At 39.7% G+C, this 13,980-nt stretch carries 17 protein-coding genes and 1 rRNA gene; 1 reads left to right on the top strand and 17 read right to left on the bottom strand.

The annotated features are described in order from the left end of the window. The 4 genes from KO473_RS21080 to KO473_RS21065 all read right to left on the bottom strand — a co-directional run bounded on the left by KO473_RS21080 (position 1) and on the right by KO473_RS21065 (position 1,777). The gene (locus KO473_RS21080; protein ID WP_005819055.1) at positions 1-168 is read right to left on the bottom strand and encodes a hypothetical protein; all 168 of its coding nucleotides are present in this window, start codon (positions 166-168) and stop codon (positions 1-3) included. Between the two features lie 16 nt (positions 169-184). Continuing rightward, complete coding sequence (locus KO473_RS21075) at positions 185-412, bottom strand: hypothetical protein (RefSeq protein ID WP_216035147.1); 228 nt, start codon at positions 410-412, stop codon at positions 185-187. A 578-nt stretch (positions 413-990) separates the two neighbouring features. Then, positions 991-1,548 carry a response regulator transcription factor gene (locus KO473_RS21070; protein ID WP_032542138.1) on the bottom strand — a complete coding sequence of 186 codons (558 nt, stop codon included), beginning with the start codon at positions 1,546-1,548 and terminating at the stop codon, positions 991-993. 4 nt (positions 1,549-1,552) lie between these two features. Continuing rightward, on the bottom strand, positions 1,553-1,777 hold the full coding sequence (locus tag KO473_RS21065) for a hypothetical protein (RefSeq protein ID WP_005811086.1): 225 nt from the start codon (positions 1,775-1,777) through the stop codon (positions 1,553-1,555). Between the two features lie 124 nt (positions 1,778-1,901). On the opposite strand from KO473_RS21065, the gene KO473_RS21060 reads away from it, so the two are divergent. Continuing rightward, positions 1,902-2,252 carry a helix-turn-helix domain-containing protein gene (locus tag KO473_RS21060; protein WP_005811088.1) on the top strand — a complete coding sequence of 117 codons (351 nt, stop codon included), beginning with the start codon at positions 1,902-1,904 and terminating at the stop codon, positions 2,250-2,252. 300 nt (positions 2,253-2,552) lie between these two features. Here the strand turns inward: KO473_RS21060 and KO473_RS21055 are convergent, their stop codons facing one another. From KO473_RS21055 to rrf, 13 genes are all read right to left on the bottom strand, one after another. Then, the gene (locus KO473_RS21055) at positions 2,553-4,076 is read right to left on the bottom strand and encodes a hypothetical protein (RefSeq protein ID WP_216035146.1); all 1,524 of its coding nucleotides are present in this window, start codon (positions 4,074-4,076) and stop codon (positions 2,553-2,555) included. Positions 4,077-4,414: 338 nt separating this feature from the next. After that, positions 4,415-5,215 (bottom strand): hypothetical protein, encoded by an 801-nt coding sequence (locus KO473_RS21050; protein ID WP_005822081.1) that lies wholly within the window; start codon positions 5,213-5,215, stop codon positions 4,415-4,417. A gap of 14 nt (positions 5,216-5,229) precedes the next feature. Beyond that, entirely contained in the window at positions 5,230-5,598 is a 369-nt protein-coding gene (locus KO473_RS21045; RefSeq protein WP_005811098.1) for a GntR family transcriptional regulator, read from the bottom strand. A gap of 15 nt (positions 5,599-5,613) precedes the next feature. Next, positions 5,614-6,426 carry a hypothetical protein gene (locus KO473_RS21040; protein ID WP_005822082.1) on the bottom strand — a complete coding sequence of 271 codons (813 nt, stop codon included), beginning with the start codon at positions 6,424-6,426 and terminating at the stop codon, positions 5,614-5,616. After that, positions 6,423-7,277: an ATP-binding cassette domain-containing protein gene (locus KO473_RS21035; RefSeq protein WP_032530226.1), complete on the bottom strand. Its 855-nt coding sequence runs from the start codon at positions 7,275-7,277 to the stop codon at positions 6,423-6,425. Before KO473_RS21035 ends, KO473_RS21040 begins: the two co-directional genes overlap by 4 nt. A 329-nt stretch (positions 7,278-7,606) precedes the next feature. Beyond that, positions 7,607-9,040 carry a tetratricopeptide repeat protein gene (locus tag KO473_RS21030; RefSeq protein ID WP_005822083.1) on the bottom strand — a complete coding sequence of 478 codons (1,434 nt, stop codon included), beginning with the start codon at positions 9,038-9,040 and terminating at the stop codon, positions 7,607-7,609. A 19-nt stretch (positions 9,041-9,059) separates the two neighbouring features. Next, complete coding sequence (locus KO473_RS21025) at positions 9,060-10,007, bottom strand: PstS family phosphate ABC transporter substrate-binding protein (protein WP_005822084.1); 948 nt, start codon at positions 10,005-10,007, stop codon at positions 9,060-9,062. A gap of 2 nt (positions 10,008-10,009) precedes the next feature. Then, entirely contained in the window at positions 10,010-10,825 is an 816-nt protein-coding gene (locus KO473_RS21020) for an energy transducer TonB (protein ID WP_005783011.1), read from the bottom strand. 29 nt (positions 10,826-10,854) lie between these two features. Then, positions 10,855-11,505, bottom strand: coding sequence for a biopolymer transporter ExbD (locus KO473_RS21015; RefSeq protein ID WP_005783009.1), 651 nt, complete (start codon positions 11,503-11,505; stop codon positions 10,855-10,857). Between the two features lie 12 nt (positions 11,506-11,517). After that, a complete protein-coding gene (locus tag KO473_RS21010; protein ID WP_005792004.1) occupies positions 11,518-12,123 on the bottom strand; it encodes a biopolymer transporter ExbD in 606 nt (201 codons plus the stop codon). A gap of 27 nt (positions 12,124-12,150) precedes the next feature. Next, complete coding sequence (locus KO473_RS21005) at positions 12,151-12,963, bottom strand: MotA/TolQ/ExbB proton channel family protein (RefSeq protein WP_005783005.1); 813 nt, start codon at positions 12,961-12,963, stop codon at positions 12,151-12,153. 139 nt (positions 12,964-13,102) lie between these two features. Beyond that, entirely contained in the window at positions 13,103-13,549 is a 447-nt protein-coding gene (locus KO473_RS21000) for a hypothetical protein (RefSeq protein ID WP_032538256.1), read from the bottom strand. A gap of 305 nt (positions 13,550-13,854) precedes the next feature. Continuing rightward, positions 13,855-13,965, bottom strand: a 5S ribosomal RNA gene (gene rrf, locus KO473_RS20995). Positions 13,966-13,980: the final 15 nt, after the last annotated feature.

Genomic DNA, 13,980 nt, shown 5'->3' with positions numbered 1-13,980 from the left:
TTAAGAATTTAACTTTTCATATCTAAATCCGAAACACCATTTCATCATTCTGCGTTGCAGCCAATTCATGGGTTTAAAAACAGGGATAATTGATTTGGTGTATTCATGTACTAATTGAGCGACAGCCTTTGGTTGCTCAAAGAAAAAGGATGTCTGTTTTTCATTCATATTTATTTAGTTATTATCAATTTACCTCTATCTTATCAGCTGACTCTCCTTCTCTTTGTAAGGCACCAACTAAGACAGATGCTATTGTACAATAAAAGCCCTTATGCTCTTTAAGGTTATTAGGACTACCAGTTATATTGATATCTAAAGTTTCCTTCTTCAAGTCATTACAGAGATTGATTATTATTTTTTCCCCATCTTCATTTTCAATGGTTACTTTACATTTTTGATTTTGCTTTTCCATGATTAATAAGTTTTATGTTAGTAACTATTTATTTTGCTCTTCCTTCAAAAAAGCACGTCGTTTCTTCGATATAATTTTATGCCAGTCACGCCGTACATGCTGCATCCACTCTCCTGAGAGCTTTTGGTGATTTATACGATAGTTTACTTTTGTTTCCATGGCAAGTTATAGTCAGGTGGTTGTTTAGAATAGACCGGGAGTTTCCCGGTCTATAAGTGATATCTAAAATACAAAACCTAACTGGGGCTGTCCCAACGGCTGTCCTTTCAGCCGGCATCTTTAATTATTATATATAAATTAGCACTCCTCACGGAGCATTGTATTCTAAGCTAAGTCCTTTGATACGATACAATGAATCGTATCTTCATCATTACAGATCAATTCGTCTACACAGTGTGAGCATACAGTATGATCCGAATCAGCCCACCAACAATTTCCATAATTAGGATTATAACAAGGATCATTGTCCGTGCAACCGCAATATCGGCAAACACCTGATACAAACCGTGGACGGGATTTAATGATATCCTTCAGAGAAAGATATCTCCTCTGTTTATGCTTTTTATTCCTTCTCTTTTTCATTTCATATTGTTATGATGCCAGTAATTGACCATCTGTGAGACACTTTTTACACCGATCTTAAATTTTATGTTTTCCCGGTGTCGATTAACAGTAGGTATAGATATGGCAAGTTCTTTAGCGATCTCTTCCGTTTGCATATTATCCACAATCAGCCGGAAGACCATCATCTCACGATCAGTCAACTCTGTAGTAAGTTTAGGCTTGCATACTACTCCTTCATATAAGCATTCGCCCCGGAGAGGGCATTTGACTTCCTCAAATTCATAATTACCAGACGCATCGATATCGTAATTAAATTGATCGTACTCTCCAAAATTACACCGGATAAAACGATGCACAATCCGAAATTCATAATAGAGCTTATTCCGATCACTCTTTGAGTAAATTTCAAGAAGTTTATTGTAAGCATCAACGTACCTGTCGCGAATAAGGGAAAGAACATTATTTATAAGCTCACGTTCCGATTCCGTAAAGACACGTGCAGGTTTATTTTCTTCCTTGATCATAACCTCACCATCAGGTGTATTATAGAATTCAACGTTTCGGTATATCATAATATTATGCCTTTACTAATGATGGAACTTTGTGATCTGATATCAGTTTCTCAAAAAGGTTCCGTTCTAATGGTCTAAAAGAATCAGTACGCAACTTCATATAAAATGTCGTATATGCCATCCCTGTAGCATCCATGTACTCTTTCCGCAATGCAATTTTGTCTTCTTCAGATAAAGCATCATAATGGTCTTTAAGTACCATTTTTTGAGATTCCTCAGTTTTCTTCATGCCAATACAATTTTTAGTTCTATATTTATACTGCAAACATAAACAATAGTTTTATATAATACAAACTATAATATATAAAACTACCTATCGTTTGCATTATTTAGACTAATTATAAACTGAAGTTATGTTTGTAGGAGAGAGAATAAATAATCTTTTGGAAGAGAGAGGAATTACTAAGGTAAAATTATACACTACTTTAGGTATTAGTGCTCCAGGATTAGATAAAATGATTGCAGGAGCCAATGTAAGAGTAGGTAGCCTTGAGAAAATTGCTGATTTTTTTAAGGTATCAATGGATTACTTCTTTGATAGAGAGGTAGATAATACATCTATCAATATTGGACATCATGTTAAAGGTAATGGAAATAATGTATCTGGAGATATTGCCTTGAGTGAATGTCAGAAAGAACTATCTCACTTAAAACAACTGCTTGAAGAGAAAGAAAGAACTATTCAAATTCTTTTAAAACAATAATAAAAGAAAAATTGAAGTTCTAAAATGTTTTCTGAGGACAAATCTCGGACAAATAATAAGATTACTAACATAGTTATGAAGGAGTAAGTAACTGATTCTCAAAGTGCAGTCCATCTATTTTTTAAAACAGGAAAGTCAGGCCTCCGCAACTAAATAGAAGAGAAAGGCTGATAATTAATAAATTATCAGCCTTTCTTGATTTTATATCAGAACCAAAGGGATCATGGAGGATTCATACCTAAATTCTTAGGGATTACCGTTTTTATCATTAAGTACCAACTTTAAGACAGTCACCAATAGCTACATTATTCTTAGTACCATCCCCGGATCAGAACAATCTCCCTCAGAAGCATTCATGAGTCCTATTTGTCGGATTACATCCCCCGGTATTGTCAAACGATTCCCCTTAATTACAATTTTGGAAGTAATATCCACCGGAGTTTCTCCTGCCAAATCCTGTGCATATACCGTACGATTCTCCTTTTCTATTGAGGAAGGAAATACCATCGTCACCTCTTTGAAATACCCCAGTAAACCGACAGGCACATCCCAACGATCAATAGATACGGTCACTGCAACTTCTTCTGTTACATATTCACGCCCCAAATTACGCCCTATTGTAACAACAGCTACAGCACCATTGGGATAACGGGACGCCAGCACAAATGGACGAACTTCCAGAGGAGCCCCGGAAACTTTCGGCAATCCCATTCCCCGGGCGACCCGTGCCGGTGCTACAGCTATCACGTCCGTACCAACCTTACGTCCTTTATTCCAGGTTTCGTTCTCCCATAGCGTCCAATGATCAGTAAGCTTCACGCTATCAATAGCATAAGCTGTATTTCCTACTGAGAAAGGTACTGCTATCCGATGCCATCTGACTCCACGTACTACTTCATCCAAACGTCGCTTTATATCACGCCCGGTCGGTGGAAATACAAAATCCTGTGTCCCATCCGGCAAAGTTCCTGCAAACGAATGACGCATCACACCAATAGCACAACCCAGCCCCACTGCAATATAAGGTTCATCTTCACAGTTGATAATTCCTTTTGCCCCATTAACGGTCTTATAAGGTAATAGATCACAAATACGCTGAATAGTAATCGGCTGCGCCATAATGTTTTCTACATCATACGTCCGAAAGACATCGCTGAATTCAATAAACTCATTTCGCAAAGCATGTTCTATATATAAATGAGGAGCATATCGTTTGCCCATAGAAGTTAATCTTCTCCTCCATTCTCCATTCCTATCCTCTTTCCCCCAATCCACTTTCCAATAATCAAAACCTGCTTCATTAGCTACCTTTATCCGTCGTTTCCAATATTCTTCCTCAGGAATATCGGTATACTTTTCTGCCTTCTGGGCACAAATCCATCCACCAACACCTTTCCAGCCTTTGCCTTTGATTTTTAAGGATAGCTGCCTTAAACGTTCCACGTCATCTCCACCAAAAGACGGGAAGCGATCCGGACTAAGTTCTACAGTTCCTAAATAAGGATTTGGTGAATCATTAACGCCTTTCGGTATATCCCATGAATCGTCCATTACAAAATAAAGATCTTTCCGGATAGCAGGATAACAATCTACCCAATTCTGATAGGGTCCATCTCCAAATAAATAGTCTTCAGTCATGGCGGCTCTGGTTAGTTCAGTACTTTTATAGCTGACCACATAGCCTTGCAAATTCCACGTACAAAAGTAATCCGGAGCTTTAGATGGAGTATCGGGCACAAGGCTTTTTACTGCACATGGCTGACCTGCAACAGAAATACACATGCTACAAAAAAACAATATCAATAAGTTTTTATGTCGTGTCATATAGGATATTTTTTAGATTAACAAAAACAAATATTGCAAATATAATCATTCTTCTCATCTATCGGACAAGATCATTTCATTCGTTTCATTAAATCTCTCCAAAACGGCAAAATACTCCAATGCCTTACCACTCCAAAAACACGCCATTACTATCGCATTTAGCACCATAATAGTCTACTGCATAAATGGTAAGTATGTAACAGAAAGTATAGCTTTCCACTTCTGATAACAAAAAAAGATGCAACAATAAACTAAACAGTTCTTTTGCTACATCCTTTTCTTCCTGATATACAATCTATCCACTCAAACTTCTCAAAGCCCGAGAAGCAATGCCTTTTTTATTCGTCTTGAAGTACTAAACACCCTTTTTCCTTCATCGTCACATGCAGCACGGCATCCTCCTTCTTAGGAGTCCAAATCATCTTCTTGCATTCCCCTTTCTGGAGCTCATTACGATGATAAGTCTCACTACCTGTCAAGTGTTCAGTACCAATTGTACATTCATGGACACCCCAGTTTCTGACGCCATCCAGATCCAAATAAAGATAGGGAATTATCGATTGATGAGCATTAAATGTCACGCCATCACCATCAACATAGAGAGCGCGAATCTCACAAGAATCTAAACGTACTTCCCCACTTTGGATATGCGTAGCCAAAGAGTCTGTTTTTATCCCGTTTATATTCGTACGCAATCCACGAATGGTATTGGTCAGAAAAGCCAGATTAGCATCCGCTTCTATAGTAAGCTGTAATCCTTTAGCCTGCAACCCTGGAATAAGATATTTCTTTTTCTGTTCAGGAAGATCATAATTAGTCAAATCCAGGCAAATCACCAAAGTATCCGCATCCTGACTGATTTTCAGATATTCAGATTCCGGACTAAATAATCTTGTTTTCCCATCAGTAGATGGCACTACATTCACGCAAGCCTGTTCCAGCCACGCATGACGTGTATCACTTGCATAAACTTTTACGGCACGAACACCGGAAAACTCTGTTTGAAGCAACTTATCCGAAAAAGTGAGTATGTATGAGTCTCTATCAGACTTTTGGAAAGAAATATAAACGACACCTGCCATTAGTATCACGAGTACCGAAGCAAGTATGCCAATAAATATATATGTAGTACGTTTCATAAGATTCTATTTTTTTATTTTTGTTTCATCATAAAGTTACGATACATAACCAGCAGCTCTTCATCCGAAACTCCCAGTGTGTAGAGTTGACGAAATACGTGCTCAAGTTCATCCTTCAAGAAGGTCTCCCGGCGAAGTGAAAGAATCAGATCTTTGGCACCGGCAGAAACAAAATAACCGATACCTCGTTTATTGTAAATGATATTCTGCGACTGAAGATAGTCGAACGAGCGCATGGCCGTATTGGCATTTACCTCTACTATAGCTGCATACTCCCTTACGGAAGGAATACGTTCCTCCTCCTGATACTGCCCGAGAAGTATCTCATCACAGATTCGATCTGCTATTTGCAGATAAATGGCTTTACTCTCTTTAAAATTCATAAACGTAAGAGTTTGTTACATTCGATTAATAATCTCAGATTCCTTGAAACGGAAATACGAAAGTGTCCAATTGATCAGTGTAAAAAGTATTACTATTGCTGAAAGACAATCAAAAGCTGCTTCCTCACTAATATCCGGATTGAAATTTATGTGATCCGACCATATCAATTTAGCAAATCCGCCAACAATTAACACATAGGCAATAAAAACAATCATTCCTGCAGAAAATGTTTTGACAAAAGAATTCTTAGGCCAGACAGTACTCCCTAATACAAAACAAGACTGAAAGAAAAAATAGCCTGCTATCATCAATACAAACGTATAGGTATGCCTGAACACCGTATAATAACCTGTATTATCACCAAACAAATGAGACAGCGGAGTAACCGCAATCGCATCATTCTCCGGATAAGCTAACGAATACACCAATACCTTTGTATAATCCGCCAGCTTATAGGTAATCAGAAAAACGATTAAGAAAACAACCGTAAATACCAGCCAGCGGGAAAAGAATTTTTCAAACGAAGTGGCAGGAGTCATAAGTACAGAGAGCCGCCCTGTTTTCGATTTCATCCTTTCCATCGTAAACGAAGCACTCAGGCAACCAAACACCCAAAGCCCCCATATAAAAATCATCAGATTAAAACTCCAGGTTATATCGCTATCCTGACTGGCCCGATAACTCAAATATCCATTCCATATCATTATCACCGCCATGGCACCATACATCAACGCGACACGGAGCAGATTTGACTTCCAGTTCTCGATCATCTCTTTACGGCAGAGATTCATAAAACGTGTTTGGCTGAAAAAAGTATCTCTTATCATAATTCTGTTTGTTTAGTGTGGAACAATGCAGATATCCTTTCGGGAACTGCCAAGGTAGCGTTAAAAAGTAATTCAAGATTGATCTCCGAATCATCGCCCGATTCATTAGGCAGAAGCAAGAAATTACCTTGAATAGACGGAGCGGAATATAAAGAAGATTGAAGCAATGTCCGGTCGTCACTCTCAGTAAAAAGCAGTTTATCACAAATGCCCATTACAGATTCGTTCAGTAGCACCCGGCTATTGTCCATAATCAGCACATGGTCCAACACCTTATCAATGTCACGCACCTGATGTGTAGAAATCAAGATCGTTTTATCATCTGTCATACCCGAAGCTATAAACTTCCGGAACTGGCTCTTACCCGGAATGTCCAGTCCATTGGTCGGCTCATCCATCAATAGTAAAGACGTATTTGTAGCAAGCGCAAAGCTCATGAACACTTTCTTCTTCTGCCCCATAGAGAGCGCCCCCAGATCAATATTGATATCCATCTCAAAATAGTGCAGATATTTCACCATATCCTCTTTACTAAAACGAGGGTAAAACGGACTGTTTAACTCTACATAGCTAATTAGCGAAACAGGGGGAAGGTCAAACTCTTCAGGAACCAGGAACATATCCTGCAATGTAACCGGCAGGCGACGGCGCACATCAGTACCGTGATAAAGCACACGGCCACTTTTGGGTGTGAGTAGGCCACTCATGAGATAGAGTAGTGTAGATTTACCTGCACCATTTTTGCCGAGCAATCCGTAAACTCTACCCTTCTCAAGTGATAGAGAGAAGTCATGCAATACGGCACGCTTCGATTTACGATAGAAAAAAGAAAGATTTTCTGCTGTAATCATCTTCATTTATTTATGAGCTTATGTGTATTAGTATAATAGTACACTGCAAAAGTAGACAAATATATGGATACTACAACAAATTCAGCAATATTTTTTCAAACTTTCTTATACAATTCTTATAATCAACACTATAAAGAAACACATTTTATATATACAAAGAAGAGAATAAGATCAACGCAAAAACTGAGAAGCATATGTCTCACTAAATATAATAAGGTGAAAAACAAGCAGACTTATAATTAAGCAAAGGTAGCGGAAAGCACTATAAAAAAGGAGGAGCTAAGAATCACTCTCCACTCCTCCCACACGACAAACAACTAAAATTATTACTATTTGATGCCATCCAATGCACGTTTAGCAGTAGCATTAGCGGGGTCTATAGCCAGAATTTTATTCCAATACTCCTTAGATTCAGGAAGTTTGTTAGCCACCAGATAATAATATCCCAGATAACTGTAACACTCAATCAGTGCAGAGTTATATCTCGGATCGTTTTTGTCAACCAGGAATGTGGCTACCTCTTCATAATAAGGTTTAGCCAATCCCTGAGTGGTTTCCGGGTCTAACGCAGAATTGGTGCGTGCCCTCCAGAAGTTACCCAAATAACTATCCGGAGCCACTGTAGCAATTTCAGTAAAAATAGAATCGGCAGAGAGAAGAGCAGCCCTCCGCTCATCTAAAGGAACCGTCAATGTATCCGATTGCGTACCTTTTTCGTAATAAAGCTTTCCAATCTGGAACTGTACGTCAGGGGTACGTTTATCGGCACTCAACGATTCGCTATATTTTTTATAGGCTTCTATCGCCTTCGTAAATTCATTGTTCAATTCATAAGAAGAAGAGACTTCACGCCACAAATCTGTTTTACTCGGATCGAGTGTGATTGCCTGCATATAAGCATCCACCGCTTGATCATACTTTTTTACAGCATTAAGCAAATGACCGAAATACATATAGTCAAGATAAGAAAAATCGGCCTTATCAGACTCTTTAAAGAAAGCATCTGCTGCTTTCATAGCTTCATCATAGCGTTTCAAGTCGGTATAGTTATACATAGCCAAACGGTTGAACGCGGCATCACGCGGATTCTTCTGCAATCCCATCAGAGCTATCTGTAGCGACTTCTCAAAATCATGGTTCAAAAAAAGCGCAAAAGAGTACTTCGTCAAATCATCTTCCGTTGCTTCCGGAGTATTGATGAATCGGGCATAAGCTTCAGCCGCTTTATCAAACTTATTATTCAAATAATAAATTTCAGCCAATTTCTTGTCGGCAGCAACACTCGAAGGATCAATGCTCTTCAGCTGTTCCAGTTTCTCTATGGCAAGTTGTGGACTGGCAGCCTTATACACATCAGCGAATTTCAAATAGGCCTCTTTATAATTAGGATCGAAATAGATAGCCTGTTCGTAAAGCTGACAAGCTTTTCCGGCATCTTTCTTAGCTACGGCTATATCGCCTTGCAGCACCGATACCGCAGCCGATTTGCTGTCAGCCTTTTGTCCAAGAGCGGCATAAGTTTCCGCTTCACTAATTTTACCAGCTTCCAGATATGCCTGACCAATAGCAGTCAGGAGATCGGTATTTTTTTTATTTTTCCCTTTCAGCAACTGTGCGGCTTCTTCGGAAGCCTGCGCCGGGTTGGTCTGAATCAATTCTTTTACTTTGGCAACCTCGCTGTGCCAATCAGCATCCGCCGATTGCGCAAAAAGCGGACCGGCTGCTACAAATGCTCCTACTAAAAACAGTTGAAATCGTTTCATTGTAATTCAATTTTAGTTATTATTCGTCTTTCACGTCCACAATACGAACCGGCTGGGTAGCCGGAACGAGTCCGGACTTTAATATAATCCGCTGCCCTCTATCAGAAGTGAGAAAAGAAGCGAATCCCCAGGGCAGTGCATTACGGGGATCGTTCAGTAATACATAAATAGGGCGTGCTAACGGATAGTTTCCGTAATACAGATAAGCTTGATAGGGCTTGTAACTGTTCTGCGGGGTAGCTATATCGTCTGCACTTACTGACATCACTCTAATCTCATCACGGAAAGACAAGTTTGTGGTATCACTCCGGTTTCCAAGCCAATTGACGCCAATCACTCCGATAGCATCGGGTGTACGTGCTACGTAATCAATCACTTGCTGATTTGTCCTCAGAGCCTTTACATCTTTATCGGATAAAGGAGCTCCTTTGCAGATGGAGTCAACTGCAAAACGTACCGTGCTTGAGTTCTTATTATCAAATACGAGTTGGATATCACCCAGCTCTGAGGTAGGATAAAGCTCTTTCCATGCATGTACCCTTCCTGTCAGAATACGCCGGATATCACGCACCGAAATCAGGGTATCTGTATTTTGCCTGTTGACAATCAGGGCTAATCCGTCAGTAGCCAGCTTTATTTCCCGAGGGAAGAATTTCCGGCTGTGGAAAGAATTCATCTCTTCGGGAGTCAATGTACGAGTCGTAATAGCCAGACGCACACTATCCTTCAGAAGCTGATTGATAGCGTCTACCTCAGTAGTATAACGGGGAACAATTCCGGCCAAAGGAAATAATCCCTCGAATACATCGATTTCCTCTTGAACAATGGGTTGAAAACTTTCGTCAGCGGTAATAGCTATTACTCCCGACGTATAAGTATCCGTCAGTCCGTCCTTGGGTTTTGAATTACAAGCAGATAATACAATCAAAGACCAGGCACTGATTAGCCAGAATTGTTTCTTAGTCATAATTACTGTAGTTTAAAGACAATAGGAACTGTGAAATTTACTGCCACGGCCTTACCGTTCTGTTTTCCGGGAATCCATTTAGGCATCGATTTGATAACACGTATGGCTTCCTTGTCGCAATATGGATCCAATGAACGTGCGATAGTTACATCCCGCACCTGTCCATCCTTACCAACCACAAAACGACAGATCACCTTTCCTTGTGTACCATTCTCGGCAGCAATGGTAGGGTATTTCAGATGTTCACCGATATACCTCATCAATTCTGTGGTTCCACCGGGGAATGTAGGCATCTGTTCTACCATATCGAAAACTTTTTCTTCGGCCGGCTCTGCCTGAGTAACCACTTGTTTCAAATCGGCAATATCCTTACCGTTTGCTTCATCGTTACCCTTCACGTCGGCAATGGATATAGCGACTTTGGTTTGTGTGAGTTCTTCCTGGCTTTTAATCTCATCATCCTCATGTACCTCCTCATCTTTTTTAATGACTGGAGCGGTAAACTTGATAGAACTCTTCAAAGCAGGTGGGGGTGGTGCCACCGGTTCTACTCTCTTCATCTCTTCCTGCTTTATTTCAGGCTCCTCCAATTGCGACAAGGTGGTGACTTCCGTCATTACCTCTTTTTGCTTCGGAGTGGCCATTTTGATTAAAGTCGGAAGACTAAAGCCCACTAAGGCGATTATCAACACAATAACCATTGCCACATTGTGACGTTTGGGTGAATCAGCACGCATTTTATACGCACCATAAGCTTTATTTTTGCCTTTAAAAATCAGCTCACACCATTCAAAAGAAGTTAAATCTATTTTTGCCATTTTAATTTTCTATTTTTTGGTGTTACATTTTATTCGGCAATATTCTGTGAAAGCTCACCCTTACTTTCAAAATTCTTCACCAGAAATTCGTCAGCCTCGGCAATATCCGTTATCACATACTTACCAATATTACATATCTGCATTTCATCGAGAGCATCAATCAGATTTGCATACGATGCATTATCCATCGCCTTGATGATGACTGTAGGCGTATCCTTTCCACTCTTTATTTCGGAAAGTTGCTTCGTAAATTCATCGTCTGATATCTTAAGTTCCAGCTTCTTCTGTTTCAGATCATTTACCTGTCTGACAGCAGCAGCATTCTTCTTCAGAAGTATTGCCCGTAATCCATCCGGTTTATACGACGTCTCTTTCAGAGAAGTATAATCCTTGTAGTTGGGTTCTCCTTCATAATAATATAGTTTGTCATCGGGTCCCAACAAGAGCGTGATTGCCTGTGAAGCTTTCACCTTGCTTTGCTGTTCTTCAGTGATGTTTTTATCATTGCTCGGCATGCTTATCTCCATCGTCTGAGGTTTGCTCAACGAGGTACAAAGCATAAAGAAAGTGATCAACAACATATTCATATCCACCATAGGCGTAAAGTCTACGCGAACCGTCATCTTCTTCTGTTTGCTATTCCCCTTCTTTTTACCGCTTTCTTGTACTTCAGCACTCATAGTTGTTCGTTTTTAGTTTTCAGAAGTCGTTTTCAGAGAAGTAATCAGGTTATACCGATTCTCCCTGAGGTCCTGAAGTGAATTCATAACATTTTTAATCACAGAATAAGGAGTATCCGCATCAGCCTTGATCGCAATACGCAAATCAGAATTCACAGCACGTGCATTACGCACCCATGACTTAAACTGATTATCAAGACTATCGCAAGGAATACCTTCGTTCTTCAGTACTGCATCCTGCTTGTCAGTCGGCAAGTCAAGATAAGTTTTCATGTTTTTCATCGGCACTCCGAAAGTGGATGCCAACATGAATTTCTTTTCCTGTTCCGGAGTGAATGTGACGCCATATTCCTGTCCCATGCTCTCCAATACCGCTTTCAAGTCGGACTGCTTGTCCATACTCATAAATATCTTTCCGTTCGGATCGACCAATATCTGAAGGATATTCTTTTCCGGAATCTTAATTTCCGAAACTGAGGCGGGTGTAGTCACTTGTACCGGCTCTTTCTTCACAAATGTAGAAGTTAACATAAAGAAGGTAAGCAACAGTACCGTAACGTCACTCATCGCCGTCATGTCGATGAACGTACTTTTCTTTTTAATTTTCGCTCTGCCCATTATTGTCAGAATTTAGTGGATTCCAGATTATTTATGAGTAGCTGCAAAAGTCTGCACAATAGAGAAGCCTACCTCGTCAAGGCTGTAAGTCAACTTATCGATTTTGTTTGTATAGTAGTTATAAGAGATAACTGCCAACGCACCGGTAAGGATACCGAAAGCTGTATTAATCAAAGCTTCAGAGATACCTTGTGAAAGAGCCATTGAGTCGGCAGAACCACCGGCAGCCAAAGCGGCAAACGAACGGATCATACCAATAACCGTACCAAGCAATCCCATCAAAGTACCCAATGTGGTGATCGTACCGATAATCGGAAGATTCTGTTCCATCATCGGAAGTTCAAGCGCAGTAGCTTCTTCCAGTTCTTTTTGGATAGCAAGCAGTTTCTGATCTTTCGAAAGAGAAGAATCATTCTCCATTTCTTCGTACTTCCGCAATGTAGAAGTAACGACGTTTGCTACAGAACCACGCTGTTTATCACAAACTTCCTGCGCCTTACGAAGATCTCCTGCCGATAGGGCATCCTTGATGTTAGAAACGAATTTAACCAAAGAACCTCTACCGAAAGCAGAGCGAAGAGCAAAATAACGTTCAATGCTCAATGCCAATACGGTCAGCAATAAAGTTTGAATAACAGGCACAATCACTCCACCTTTGTAAATGGTCCCCATAAAGTTTCCCGGAAGTGGGTGATTGTTAGGATCATTGTTCATAAAGTTCGTGGGATTTCCCAAAATGAAATGATAGATACACACTGCTATAATGAAACAGCAGATAATAACCAATCCGGCATTCTTGATACCTACAATCTTAGTCGACTTTTTTTGAGTAGTTTCCATAATAAAGTTTTTTTTGTTAAAGAATTTGTTATTAAGAATTAAAGTAAATACGATTAGACACACCGCAGTCCGACCCCTACAGCCTCATGCTAAAAATGAGGCTGCATTGTCAAACACAGCGAGTATATAAGATTGGGAATTAAATAAGGATACGTCTTAAAGCAAAGATGTAGTATTGACAGCTTATGGACGCATAATGTGGATCCTTATCCGAATAATAAGATTTACTTTGGTCTAATACCAACAAATTCTCTCTCAACAGGCACAATTTACGCATTGTGTCATTAAAAAGGTCAGAATCCTCAAGAATTCGACGAAGACGAAGATTATTAGTAGAAGAATATGTTTCAGAAACGGGTTTGAAACCTAATTCAACATCGGAGACAGACAAAGTTTGCGATTTATCAAAACCGGCAAAATCGCTACCACACCGATAAGAGTAATTAGCATCCAAAGAAGAGGATGAAACCTGGCAAGAAGTAACCGGGTTATGAGAGCATTCCATAATATTCAATGCATTGCCACTTATGCTAAATGATAGCATCAGTAGAACAAACATCAATATGAATTTTACAGAAGTTTTCATCGTTCTATTTTTATGGATAAACTCTCTTTTCGATTTTCGTGGCAAAAATAGTAACTTATTGTATAGTGTCACCATATTTCACATCTTTTAATTGCTAAAAATCGAACTCTACCATTAAAACACTCACAGCCGGTTTTTGTTTTAACTAAAAGATTCTTTCTTTTATATAAAAGATTAATCAAAGTAAAAAAGGTATAATGCAAATAAGTGATCCCCGCTTCTCCAAGCGCATGTCCCTCTTAGCCTATACCCCAAAAACAAGTCATCCCCTCGGGTCAGAAGACACGAGGGGATGAACTCTCTGAAAACGGCGACTACCTACTCTCCCACTGTTACGCAGTACCATCGGCGTGATCAGGCTTAACTTCTCTGTTCGGAATGGGAAGAGGTGGAACCCTGATGCTATAGTCACCTGAATAAGGCAGACATAA

The sequence above is a fragment of the Bacteroides sp. HF-4919 genome (assembly GCF_018860125.1).
The sequence above is the reverse complement of the archived record's forward strand: the minus strand, read 5'-3'. Positions and strand labels throughout refer to the sequence as shown.